Genomic DNA, 12,084 nt, shown 5'->3' on the forward strand with positions numbered 1-12,084 from the left:
AAGCCCGGCCCGTCGCTCTGTCCTGGCCGGAAGCGGGCCCCGGAGCCGGGCCCGGCCGCCGCGCACCGCTCAGCTGCCGGGGCGCACCACGAACGCCACCGCGTCCACCGGGCCGCTGCGGCGGAAGTGCAGGACGAACGGGATGGCGTCGCCCACCTGGCGGCGGGTCTTCACCCTGACCATCAGGTCCAGGGTGCTCGGCGTCATGTGCACGACCGACCCCGCCGGGATGTTCGCCGACGGCACCGCGCGCATCGTGTCGCCGCCCTCGCCGACGCGTTCGTGCCGGTTCAGCATGATCTCGTCCGCGGCCGGCGAGGTCACCGAGACCAGCTGGTCGTCGGATCCGCCGGTGTTGGCGATCCGGAAGAAGGCCGCGGTGCGCTCCCGGCCGGCGTACGGGAGGAAGACCCGTCCCACGCCGACGTCGATCCGCGCCGGAGTCCCCGCGGCCCCCGCCCTGGTCCAGGCCGTCAGGGCCACCAGCATCGTCATGCAGGCCATCACGGGAACCAGCGTGGCGAGCAGCCCCTCGCGCAGGCCCCGGCGGCCCGGCCCGCGGACCTCCGCCGCCGCCTTCACCGCCCGGGCTGCGGCCCGGGCCACGGCCCGCCGCACCGTCCTGCCCACCGGGCCGTTCACCGTCCGTACGAAGGCGTTCCTCATCGGGACGCCCTTCCGGCGGGGGAGCCCGGGCGTTTCGGCGCGGGCTGCCAGGTGCGCAGGCGCAGGCTGTTGGCCACCACGAGGACCGAGCTGGCGGACATCGCCGCCGCGGCCAGCATCGGGCCCAGCAGGCCTACGGCCGCCAGGGGGACGGTCACCGCGTTGTAGCCGAACGCCCAGACCAGGTTGAGCCGGATCGTCGCCAGGGTGCGCCGGGCGAGGCGGACCGCGTCGGCCACGGCCTCGATGTCACCTCGTACGAGGGTTACGTCGGCGGCCCCGATGGCCACGTCCGTGCCGCTGCCCATCGCGATCCCGAGGTCCGCCTCCGCCAGGGCCGCGGCGTCGTTGACCCCGTCCCCGATCACGGCCACCCGGCGGCCCCCGCCCCGCAGCCGCCGCACCAGCGCGGCCTTGCCCTCCGGGCTGCAGTGCGCGTGGACCTCCGTGATGCCGAGCTCGCGGGCCACGGCCCGCGCGGTGGCCTCCCGGTCGCCGGTGGCCAGGACCGGCTCCACGCCGAGACGGCGCAGCCGGTCGACCGCCCGGTAGCTGCCGGGCCGCAGGCCGTCGCCCAGCGCGATGAGCGCCTCGTCGAACCCGTCCACCCGGACCAGGACGGGGGTGAGCGCGGCGGCCTCCGCCTCGGCCAGGGCCTGCGCCAGCGACGCGGGCAGTCCCTCGCCCGGAGTGCGTACCTCCACCCGGCGGCCCTCCACGATCCCCGTGACCCCGCTGCCGGGGACGGCCAGGAAGCCGGCGACCTCGGGCAGCGGGCCCCGGGCGGCGGCGGCGCGCTGCGCGTACGTGACGACGGCGCGGCCCAGCGGGTGCTCGGAGCCCTGCTCCACGGCCCCGGCCAGCCGGACGGCCGCGTCCCGGCCGATGCCGCCGGCGGTCTCCGTGACCCGTACGACGGACATGTGGCCCGTGGTGAGGGTGCCCGTCTTGTCCAGCACGATCACGTCGACGTGCCGCAGGGCCTCCAGCGACTGCGGCCCCTTGACCAGGATGCCGAGGCGCGCGCCACGGCCGGTGGCGGCCATGAGGGCGGTGGGGGTGGCCAGGCCCAGGGCGCACGGACAGGCCACGACGAGGATCGCGACGGCCGCGGTGACCGCGGCCTGGGGATCGGCCCCCGCGCCCAGCCAGAAGCCCAGCACGGTGACCGCCAGCGACAGCACCACCGGGACGAAGACGCCGGCCACCTTGTCGGCCAGGCGCTGCGCCCGTGCCTTGCCCGCCTGCGCCTCGGTGACCAGGTGCGTGATCCGGGCCAGCCGGGTGTCCGCGCCGACCGCCGTGGCCCGGACGAGGAGCAGCCCGCCCATGTTGACGGCGCCGCCCACGACCGCCCGGCCGGGGCCCACCTCGACGGGCTCGCTCTCGCCGGTGATCAGCGACAGGTCCAGGGCCGAGCTGCCGGAGACCACGACGCCGTCGGTGGCGACCCGCTCCCCGGGCCGGACGACGAACCCCTGGCCCGGTACGAGCTCAGCTATGGGCAGCAGGCGCTCCCTGCCGTCCTCGCGCACCGTGACGTCCTTGGCCGCCAGCCCGGCGAGGGAGCGCAGTGCCGCCCCCGTGCCGCGCCGGGCCCGCGCCTCCAGGTGGCGGCCGGTCAGCACGAAGAGGGGGACGGCGACCGCCGCCTCGAGGTAGACGTGCGCGACCTCCGTCCCGGCCGAGGGCAGGAGGCTGAACGGCATCCGCATGCCGGGATCGCCCGCGCCGCCGAGGAACAGCGCGTAGAGGGACCAGGCGAAGGACGCGAGGACGCCGAGCGAGACGAGGGTGTCCATGGTGGCCGCCGAGTGGCGCAGTCCGCGGGCCGCCCTCAGGTGGAACGGCCAGGCGCTCCAGACGACCACGGGGGCGGCCAGTACCAGGCACAGCCACTGCCAGTTGCGGAACTGCAGGGCGGGGACCATCGACAGGACCAGGACCGGCAGACAGAGCAGCGCGGTGATCAGGAGGCGTTCGCGGTCCTTGCGGGCCTCCTCCGGCGTCGGACCGGCAGGATCGTCGGGGGCGGCCGGAGCCGCCGGATCGTGCGGAGCCGTCGGGCCGGGCGTGGCCCGCGGTGCGGCGGCCCGCGGCACGGGCGGCGGCACCCACTCGGTCTCGTACCCGGCCTTTTCGACGGCGGCCAAGAGCTCCTCCACCGTGACGTCCGCCGGGTGGTGGACGCGGGCCCGGCCGGTGGCCAGGTTCACCGAGGCCGTCACTCCGCCGATGCGGGACAGCCGCTTCTCGACCCGGTTCACGCACGCCGCACAGGTCATGCCCCGCACGACGAGGTCGGTGCTCACCCCGGCGACCGTGCCCCCCTCCGCCGTCATCGCGCGCCGCCGTTCATGCCGCCCATGCCACCGCTCATGCCGCCCATGCCGCCGCCCGGCTCGGCGGGGCCGGCGTCGCCGACGGTGCTGCGCATGCCGGGCGCCACCGGACCGGCCGCCGACCCGACCCCGTACGCGAGGGCGAACATCCCCAGGAGCAGCGCCACGAAGCCGGTCAGCGCCGGCGGAGGGCCCCACCGCCCCCTGGACGCGGGCGGGCGGACTGCGGACTGCTGTTCTTCGGTCATCGACATTCCCTGATCCGAGGATTCGCTCACGGGGTCGACGCCCCGCCGGTTCCGCGCAGGTGGTCGGACGCGATGCCCGCCCGGTTCCCGCGGATCTCCGGCAGCCCGGATGTCCGGCGGTCAGGGCCGCGCGGTCAGATACCCGCCCATCGAGGTGAAGTACTCGGCGGCGGGCAGCTCGCGGCCGTCCTCGGTCCGCACCCGGGTGATGGCCAGTCCGTGACTGCGGCCGTAGCGGGCCTCGGCGCCCGCGACGATCACCACGCCGTCGCCCTCGCGGTAGAAGACGCGGCCGGGCGTGCCGCCGTAGCGGCCCTCCGACACGAAGGCGGCCAGGATCTCGATCCTCCTGCCCCGGTGGAAGGTGAAGGCGCTGGGGTACGGCTCGGACTGGGCGCGGACCAGACGGTCCAGCTCCTGTGCGGACCAGGTCCAGTCGATGCGGCTGTCCTCGACGGAGCGCTTGTGGAAGAAGCTGGCCCGGGAGCGGTCCTGGCGGACGAACTCCCGCTGCCCGGAGGCGATGAGGTCGAGCGCGCCGACGGTGACCGGCGCGATGAGGTCGACGGTGCGGTGGAAGAGGTCGGTGGCGGTGTCCTTCGGCCCCACCGGTACGGCCTCCTGCCGCACGATGTCGCCGGCGTCGAGCTCGTCGTTCATCATGTGCGCGGTGACGCCCACTTCGGTCTCGCCGTTGATCAGCGCCCAGATCAGGGGCGAGAAGCCGGCGTACTTCGGCAGCAGCGAGTCGTGCACGTTCAGGGTGCCGTGGCGCGGGAGGTTGAACACGCGCGGCGGGAGCCAGGTCCGCCAGTTGTTGGCGACGATGATGTCCGGGGCCGCCTCCTTGAGGCGGGTCAACAGCTCGTCGTCGTCGGGGCGGTTGCGCAGCAGCACGGGGACCCCGTGCTCCTCGGCGAGGTCGGCGACGGAGTCGCTCCAGATCTTCTCGTACACGTGGTCGCTCTTGGGGTGCGTCACGACCAGGACCACGTCGTGCTCGGAGTCCAGGAGGGCTTGCAGGGTGCGGTGCCCCCAGGTCTGGTAACCGAACATGACGACCCGCATGGGGTTCCTCCTCAGCGCAGGGGGTTGGTCATGTCGAGTAAAGCAAGGCTTGCCTAAGCCTGCAATGGCCCGCATGCGTACGGGAGTTGAAGATCGCCCGGAAGGGTGACCGTCCGTTTTGTCTATCGACAGTGTCCTCGGAATGAGCTTAGCCTTGCCTAAGTCTCATGGTCGTGGCTTCGTCGGCATGCCCGCATTCCGGGCCCGGCGATGCCGGACCGACGGCCGCGCGTCCCCACGGCGCGCCGGCCGCCCTCGCAGGATGGGAGTGACATGGCACAGGTTCGTCCTGGCGAAGCCCCAGTCGTCCACGATCTCATCGGAATCGGCTTCGGGCCGTCCAACGTGGCCATGGCGATCGCGGTCAGCGAGCACAACTTACGCGTCGGCGGACAGGAAGCGGTCAGCGCCCACTTCTTCGAACAGCAGCCACGCTTCGGCTGGCACCGCGGAATGCTCATCGACGACGCGACGATGCAGGTCAGCTTCCTCAAGGACCTGGTGACGCTGCGGAACCCGGCGAGCGAGTTCAGCTTCCTGTGCTACCTCAAGAGCAAGGGGCGGTTGATCGACTTCATCAACCACAAGAACCTCTTCCCGCTGCGCGTGGAGTTCCACGACTACTTCGAGTGGGCCGCGGCCAAGGTCGACGGCATGGTCTCCTACGGCCACGAGGTCGTCGGGGTCACCCCCGTCGTCCGGGACGGAGTCGTGGACTACCTGGACGTCACCGTCCGCTCCGGCGAGGGGCTCGCCCTCCACCGGACCCGCAACGTCGTCATAGGCACGGGACTGCGCCCCTTCATGCCGGACGGCGTGGAGCGCACCGACCGCGTCTGGCACAACTGCGACCTGCTGACGAAGGTCGACGGCATGGACGGCGCCGCCCCCTCCCGGTTCGTCGTCGTCGGCGCCGGGCAGAGCGCCGCCGAGAACGTCGCCTACCTGCACCGCCGCTTCCCCGGGGCCGAGGTGTGCGCCGTCTTCTCCCGCTACGGGTACAGCCCCGCCGACGACAGCGGCTTCGCCAACCGGATCTTCGACCCGGACGCGGTGGGGGAGTTCTTCGCCGCGCCCGAGGACGTCAAGCGCCGGCTCATGGACTACCACGGCAACACCAACTACTCCGTGGTGGACATCGACCTCATCGACGACCTGTACCGGCAGATGTACCAGGAGAAGGTCCTGGGCACCGAACGCCTCCGCTTCCTCAACGTCTCCCGGCTGACGAGCGTCAGGGAGACCCCGGCGGGCGTCCGCACGACCGTGCGGTCCCTCGTCACCGGCGAGGAGACCCGGCTGGACGCGGACGTCGTGGTCTTCGCGACCGGGTACCGCCCCGCCGACCCCCTCGGCCTGCTCGGCGAGGCCGCCGAGCGGTGCCTGCGCGACGACGAGGGCCGCGTCCGGGTCGAGCGCGACTACCGCATCGCGACCGATCCCGCGCTGCGCTGCGGCATCTACGTGCAGGGCGGGACGGAGCACACGCACGGCATCACCTCCTCCCTGCTGTCCAACACCGCCGTCAGGGTCGGCGAGATCCTGGACTCGCTCCTCGGGCGCGGCCTGAAGTCCGGCTCCGACGAGGCCCGTACGGTCGCCGGGGGCACCGGCAGCACCGCCGCCCGCTGACCGGCGCCCATTCCACTGACTCCAGTCCACCGGTGGACCGAAGGGATAACGTACGGCGACATGGGCACGATTGCAGTGGAACGCCCCGTGCCCCAGGGCACAACACGGGCGCGCAGGCGGCGAGTTGTCGGTTCGGTGACGCTCGTGCTGATCCTCCTGACCGCGATGGTGGTGTCGTTGGGCGTCGGTGCGCGCGGGCTCAGCCCGTCCGAGGTCTGGTACGGCCTGTCGGCCGGGCCGGGCGGCGGCGACCACCGGCTCACCGAGATCCGGCTCATCGTCCAGACCGTGCGGGTCCCCCGCACGGTGCTCGCCACGGTGGCCGGGGTGGCCCTCGGGGTCGGCGGGGCGCTGATCCAGGGGTACACCCGCAACCCGATCGCCGACACCGGCCTGCTGGGGGTCAACGCGGGCGCCTCGTTCGCCGTCGTCTCGGTGATCGCCGTCTTCGGCTTCGCGAACCCGTTCCAGTACGTCTGGTTCGCCTTCGCCGGGGCGGCGGTCGCGGGCGTCCTGGTGTTCGGGCTGGCCAGCATCGGGCGGGGAGCCGGCAACCCGCTGACGCTGGCACTGGCCGGGCAGGGCGTCACCGTGTTCCTCGCGGCCATGACCACGGCGGTCGCCCTGTCCGACAAGGCGTCGCTGAACGCGCTGCGCTTCTGGAACGCGGGCTCGGTGGCCGGCGTCGGATTCGGCGTCATCTGGCCGGTGACCGCCTTCATCGCGGCCGGGCTGCTGCTGGCGCTGACCACGCTGCCCGCCATCAACCTGCTCAACCTGGGCGACGACGTGGCGCGGGGCCTGGGCGTCAACATCGCCCTGCACCGGACCATCGGCATCATCGCCATCACCCTGCTCGCGGGCGCGGCGACCGCGGCGTGCGGCTCCATCGCGTTCCTCGGACTCATGGTGGCCCACGTGGCCCGCTACCTCACCGGCCCGGACTACCGCTGGCTGGTGCCGTACGCGGGTCTCCTCGGCGCCATCGTCCTGCTGGTCTGCGACATCGCCGGGCGCCTGGTGGTCAGGCCGGGTGAACTGGACGCGGGTGTCGTCGTGGCGCTCCTCGGCGCCCCCTTCTTCGCGGTGCTGGTGTGGCGCGGAAAGTTCAAGAGCGCATGAACGGGACCGGCATGGACGTGAGCGGCATGAGCGTGACCGACGTGGACGTGGCACGGGCGAAGCCGTCGGTGGCCCCCGGAGTGCGGATCGGCCGGGTGTCGTTCGTCTGGCGGCCCTGGCCGGTCTGCGTCACGCTCCTGCTGGCGGCGGCCACGTTCCTCCTCTTCTGCCTGTCCATCGGCGTCGGGGACTTCCCCATCGGCCTGCCCCAGGTGGTCGCCACGATCCTGGGCCGGGGCGAGCAGGTCGACGAGTTCGTGGTCATGGACCTGCGGATGCCCCGGGCCCTGGCCGGCTGCGTCGTGGGTATCGCGCTGGGCATGTCCGGCGCGATCACCCAGTCCGTCGCACGCAACCCGCTGGCCAGTCCGGACATCCTCGGCATCACCTGGGGCGCCGGGGCGGTCGCGGTGTTCCTGGTGACGGTGTCGGGCGGGACGGCCACGGCCGTCGTCAACTCCGTGGGCCTGTCCGGGGCCGCCCTTGCGGGTGGTCTCGGCACGGGGCTCCTGGTCTACGTCCTGGCGTGGCGCCGGGGGATCGACGGCTTCCGGCTCATCCTCATCGGCCTCTCCGTGAGCGCGGTCATGGAGGCGGTCACCACCTGGCTGCTGGTGACCGCCGACATCAGGGACGTGGCCCGGGCGCAGGCCTGGCTGATCGGCTCGCTGGACAACCGCTCCTGGGAGGACGTACGGGTGGCGCTCTGGTGCACGCTCGTCCTCGCGGTCGTCGTCGCGGGCGCGGCGTTCCAGTTCAAGCCGCTGCACCTCGGCGACGACGTGGCCGCGGGCCTGGGCGTGCGGTACACGGTGGTGCGTGCCGTCCTGCTGCTGTGCGCGGTGCTGCTGGCCGGGGTCGCGGTGAGCGCGGCCGGGCCCGTCTCCTTCGTCGCGCTGGTGGCACCGCAGGTGGCGATGCGCCTGACGAGGTGCCCGACGCCGCCGATGGCGGCCTCGGGCCTGACCGGTGCGCTGCTGCTGATCGGCGCGGACCTTCTCGCGCGTACGGCACTGCCGATCACCCTGCCGGTCGGCGTGGTCACCGCCGCGATCGGCGGACCCTTCCTGGTCTACCTCCTGGTGCGGGCCAATCTTCGTTGATCGACACATGTCCGGGCAGGCACGAACCAAGGGGGAACCGTGGCCATCGAAGACGTCACCGGGAGCGCGGCCGGGGGCGGGGAGCCCGCGCGGCTGGCCGCCAGAGGGGTCACGGTCGGGTACGGGGGCCGGGTCGTCATCGACGACCTCGACGTGGCGATCCCGCCCCGGGTGATCACCACGATCATCGGCTCCAACGGCTGCGGGAAGTCGACCCTGCTGCGGACCCTGTCGCGGCTGCTCAAGCCGACCCGGGGGTCCGTGGTCCTCGACGGCGACGACATCGCCCGGCTCAGGACCAGGGACGTGGCCAAGAAGCTCGGCCTGCTGCCGCAGGCCCCGGTGGCCCCGGAGGGGCTCACGGTGGCCGACCTGGTCGCCAGGGGCCGCCATCCCCACCAGAGCTGGCTGCGGCAGTGGTCGTCGGACGACGCCGCCGTCGTGGAGCGCGCGCTGGCCATGACCGGGGTGTCCGACCTGGCCGACCGCCCCGTCGACGCGCTCTCCGGCGGCCAGCGCCAGCGCGTGTGGATCTCCATGACCCTGGCGCAGGGCACCGACCTGCTGCTGCTGGACGAGCCGACCACCTACCTGGACCTGGCGCACGCCATCGACGTGCTCGATCTGGTGGACGACCTCCACGAGTCCGGGTGCACGGTCGTCCTCGTGCTGCACGACCTGAATCTGGCCACCCGTTACAGCGACAACCTCATCGTGATGAAGGCCGGATCGATCCTGGCGCAGGGGCACCCGCGCGAGGTCATCACCGCGGACCTCCTGCACGAAGCCTTCGGACTGCGTGCCAAGGTGATCGACGACCCGGTGGGGGACAGGCCCCTCATCGTGCCGATCGGCCGCGCCCACGTGCGGCCGGAACGGATGGACAAAGATACGGTTGAAGTAAGGCTAGGCTAGCCTCACTTGAGCGCGATACTGTGTGCCTGCCCTCGGCCGGGGGCGCAATGGACAGCACGAAAGCAAGGGATTGCGGATGCTTCTCCATCGATCGACAGTCACGAAGCCCTGGGCGCGGGTCGCGGCGGCGGTGTCCGCCACCGCGCTCGGGGTGGGCCTCCTGGCCGGATGCGGATCCGACCCGGCGGACCCGGCCGACAAGAAGAGCGGTGACGCCCCGGCCGCCGCAGCCGGAACCTTCCCGGTCACCGTCGAGCACGCCTTCGGATCGACGAAGATCGAAAAGGCCCCGAAGCGGGTCGTCTCCGTCGGCTACACCGACGACCAGGCCATCCTCGCCCTCGGCACCAAGCCGGTGGGCATGGTCGACCAGTACCCCAACCCGCCCGGCACCAGTCCCGACATCAACACCCAGTGGCCCTGGACGAAGGACAAGTGGGGCGACGCCCGCCCCGAGGTCGTCATGAACAACGGCGACGCCGGCCCGAACTACGAGAAGATCGCCGCCCTGCGGCCGGACCTGATCATCGCGGTCTACTCCGAGATCGACCAGGCCGCCTACGACAAGCTCACCAAGATCGCGCCGACGGTGGGCCGCACCAAGGCCGAGAAGGAGCCGTTCAGCGCCCCCTGGCAGGACAACGCCGTCCACATCGCCAAGGCCCTGGGCCAGGAGTCCAAGGGCACCGAACTCGTCAAGGGCATCCAGGACAAGCTCGACGCGGCCAAGAAGGCGCACCCCGACTTCGCGAACCAGACCGCCGTCGCGCTGTCCTGGTACAAGGACTCGGTGGCCCCCTTCACCACCACCGACGTGCGCGGCCGGCTGGTGACGGGCATCGGCTACAAGGGCCAGACCGAGATCGACAAGATCGCCGACGGCAAGTTCTACACCACGCTCTCCCCCGAGCGCATGGACCTCGTCGACGTCGACCGCATCTTCGTCATCGCCGACAAGGCCGACCAGGAAGCCCTGAAGAAGTTCGAGCTGTTCACCAACCTGAACGCGGTCAAGAACGGGAAGGTCTCCTACCTCCTGGACAGCGAGGGCCCGGCCGTCGGCGCGGCCATGTCCCAGGGCACCCTGCTCTCCCTGCCCTACGCGATCGACGAACTCGTCAAGTCGGCCGGCTGAGTGTGAGCACCACGGACACGCTCGTCGCCCCGGCCACCCTGCGCACCACCACCGGACGCGAGGCCACCCGCTGGGTGGCCGCGCACTGCCGGGAGGTGCCCTGGCTGACGGCCGCCACCGCCTTGACCACGGTCGCCGGGGCGGCGCTCCAGGTACTCCCGCTGCTCCTGCTCGGCCGGGTCGTCGACGGGGTGGTCGCGGGCGGACCGCGCTCGATCCTCGTCACCACGGGCGTGTTGATGGTGGCCGCCGCGCTCCTCGGCGCGGCGGCCACCGCCCTGTCCACCTACCTCGTCGGCCGGCTCGGCGCGGACCTCCTCGCCCGGCTGCGCGAGGGCGCCGTCCGGGCCGTGCTGGCGATGCCGAGCGCCCGGATCGAACAGGTCGGCCGGGGAGACGTGCTGTCCCGCGTCGGCGACGACGTCGCCGTGCTGTCCCGGGGCATCCGCACGGCCGTCCCCACCGTGTTCTCGGCGGGCGTGCTGGTCGTCATCGCCACGCTCGGCATGTTCGGCCTCGACTGGCGGCTCGGTCTGGCCGGAGCCGGCGCGCTGCCCGCGTACGCGCTCGCCCTGCGCTGGTACCTGCCCCGCTCCGCCCCGCTCTACAAGCAGCAGCGGGCCGTCCAGGCCGACCGCGCCCAGGCCCTGATCAGCGGACTCAACGGGATCGACACGGTCCGCGCCTACCGCCTGGAAGGCGCCGTCCGGGAGAAGGTCACCACCGAGTCCTGGCGGGTCCGCGAACTCGGCATCGAGGTGTTCCGCCTCTTCGGCCGGTTCGTCGGCCGCGAGAACCGCGCCGAGTTCATCGGACTGGTCCTCATCATCGTCGTGGGGTACGCCCTGCTGGAGGCCGACGCCGCCACCCTCGGCGAGGTCTCCGCGGCCCCGCTGCTCTTCCACCGGCTGTTCACCCCGCTGGGTTCCATCATGTTCACCTTCGACGAGGCGCAGAAGTCGGGCGCGAGCCTGACCCGGCTGGTCGGGGTCCTCGGGGAGGACGCCGAGGACCGGCTGGTCGGCACCCCGGCCGAGGCGCCCGCGGCCGACGCGGCGTACCCGGTGACCGTGAAGGGCCTGACCTTCAGCTATCCCGGCACCGAGCAGCCGGTCCTCCAGGACGTCGACCTGGCCATCCCGGCGGGCGGCTCGCTCGCCCTCGTGGGCGCGACGGGCGCCGGCAAGTCGACCCTGGCCGCGCTGGTCGCGGGCATCGGGACCCCGCAGGCCGGATCGGTGCGCATCGGCGGCACCGACCTCGCCGGCCTGGACGAGGCCGGGGCGCGCGCCCTGGTGAGCATCCTGACCCAGGAGACCCACGTCTTCTCCGGCCCGCTCGCCGACGACCTGCGGCTGGCCGCACCGGGGGCGACCGACGCCGAGCTGACGGACGCCCTGCGCACGGTCGGCGCCGACGGCTGGGTGGACGCCCTGCCCGAGGGACTGCAGACCCCGGTCGGCGAGGGCGGCGAACGCCCGGACGTCACCAAGGTGGCCCAGATCGCACTCGCCCGGCTGGTCCTGGCCCGCTCGCCCGTGGTGGTGCTCGACGAGTCCACGGCGGAGGCGGGCAGCGAGGGCGCGGCCGAGCTGGAACGGGCCGTGCTCGCGGCATGCGCCGGCCGCACCACGCTGTTCGTCGCACACCGGCTGACCCAGGCCATGGCGGCGGACCGGATCGCCGTGCTCGACGCGGGCCGCGTCGTGGAGCACGGCACGCACGAGGAACTGGTGGTCCTGGGCGGCCGCTACGCGCAACTGTGGCGCGCCTGGCGCGAGGGAAGTTAGGACACGGCCTGGGCCCGCCCCACCCGCGACCGGACGGGGCGGCCCGCAGACACTGAAGGGGCG

The 12,084-nt window shown here is 72.8% G+C and carries 10 protein-coding genes; 6 read left to right on the top strand and 4 right to left on the bottom strand.

Annotated elements, in window-relative coordinates; genetic code table 11:
- Positions 1 to 69: 69 nt before the first annotated feature.
- The 4 genes from AB0O53_RS02260 to AB0O53_RS02275 form a co-directional block, all read right to left on the bottom strand.
- Positions 70 to 666, bottom strand: coding sequence for a copper chaperone PCu(A)C (locus AB0O53_RS02260; RefSeq protein WP_350989019.1), 597 nt, complete (start codon positions 664 to 666; stop codon positions 70 to 72).
- Positions 663 to 3,008, bottom strand: a complete 2,346-nt coding sequence (locus AB0O53_RS02265; RefSeq protein WP_365192783.1) for a heavy metal translocating P-type ATPase — start codon at positions 3,006 to 3,008, stop codon at positions 663 to 665. The genes AB0O53_RS02260 and AB0O53_RS02265 overlap by 4 nt, the downstream gene beginning before the upstream one ends.
- Positions 3,005 to 3,256 carry a hypothetical protein gene (locus AB0O53_RS02270; RefSeq protein WP_350989021.1) on the bottom strand — a complete coding sequence of 84 codons (252 nt, stop codon included), beginning with the start codon at positions 3,254 to 3,256 and terminating at the stop codon, positions 3,005 to 3,007. Before AB0O53_RS02270 ends, AB0O53_RS02265 begins: the two co-directional genes overlap by 4 nt.
- 120 nt (positions 3,257 to 3,376) lie before the next feature.
- The gene (locus AB0O53_RS02275; protein ID WP_365192785.1) at positions 3,377 to 4,324 is read right to left on the bottom strand and encodes a methionyl-tRNA formyltransferase; all 948 of its coding nucleotides are present in this window, start codon (positions 4,322 to 4,324) and stop codon (positions 3,377 to 3,379) included.
- Between the two features lie 273 nt (positions 4,325 to 4,597).
- On the opposite strand from AB0O53_RS02275, the gene AB0O53_RS02280 reads away from it, so the two are divergent.
- The 6 genes from AB0O53_RS02280 (at position 4,598) to AB0O53_RS02305 (ending at position 12,021) form a co-directional block, all read left to right on the top strand.
- A complete protein-coding gene (locus tag AB0O53_RS02280) occupies positions 4,598 to 5,956 on the top strand; it encodes a lysine N(6)-hydroxylase/L-ornithine N(5)-oxygenase family protein (protein WP_350989025.1) in 1,359 nt (452 codons plus the stop codon).
- Positions 5,957 to 6,016: 60 nt separating this feature from the next.
- Entirely contained in the window at positions 6,017 to 7,078 is a 1,062-nt protein-coding gene (locus AB0O53_RS02285) for a FecCD family ABC transporter permease (protein WP_350989027.1), read from the top strand.
- The gene (locus tag AB0O53_RS02290) at positions 7,075 to 8,181 is read left to right on the top strand and encodes a FecCD family ABC transporter permease (RefSeq protein WP_403141597.1); all 1,107 of its coding nucleotides are present in this window, start codon (positions 7,075 to 7,077) and stop codon (positions 8,179 to 8,181) included. The genes AB0O53_RS02285 and AB0O53_RS02290 overlap by 4 nt, the downstream gene beginning before the upstream one ends.
- 39 nt (positions 8,182 to 8,220) lie before the next feature.
- Complete coding sequence (locus AB0O53_RS02295) at positions 8,221 to 9,096, top strand: ABC transporter ATP-binding protein (protein WP_350989029.1); 876 nt, start codon at positions 8,221 to 8,223, stop codon at positions 9,094 to 9,096.
- Between the two features lie 76 nt (positions 9,097 to 9,172).
- Positions 9,173 to 10,231: an iron-siderophore ABC transporter substrate-binding protein gene (locus AB0O53_RS02300; RefSeq protein WP_350989031.1), complete on the top strand. Its 1,059-nt coding sequence runs from the start codon at positions 9,173 to 9,175 to the stop codon at positions 10,229 to 10,231.
- Between the two features lie 2 nt (positions 10,232 to 10,233).
- Positions 10,234 to 12,021 (top strand): ABC transporter ATP-binding protein, encoded by a 1,788-nt coding sequence (locus AB0O53_RS02305; protein WP_350989033.1) that lies wholly within the window; start codon positions 10,234 to 10,236, stop codon positions 12,019 to 12,021.
- Positions 12,022 to 12,084: the final 63 nt, after the last annotated feature.

The organism is Streptomyces erythrochromogenes (assembly GCF_040684695.1).
Lineage (GTDB): Bacteria > Actinomycetota > Actinomycetes > Streptomycetales > Streptomycetaceae > Streptomyces > Streptomyces erythrochromogenes_C.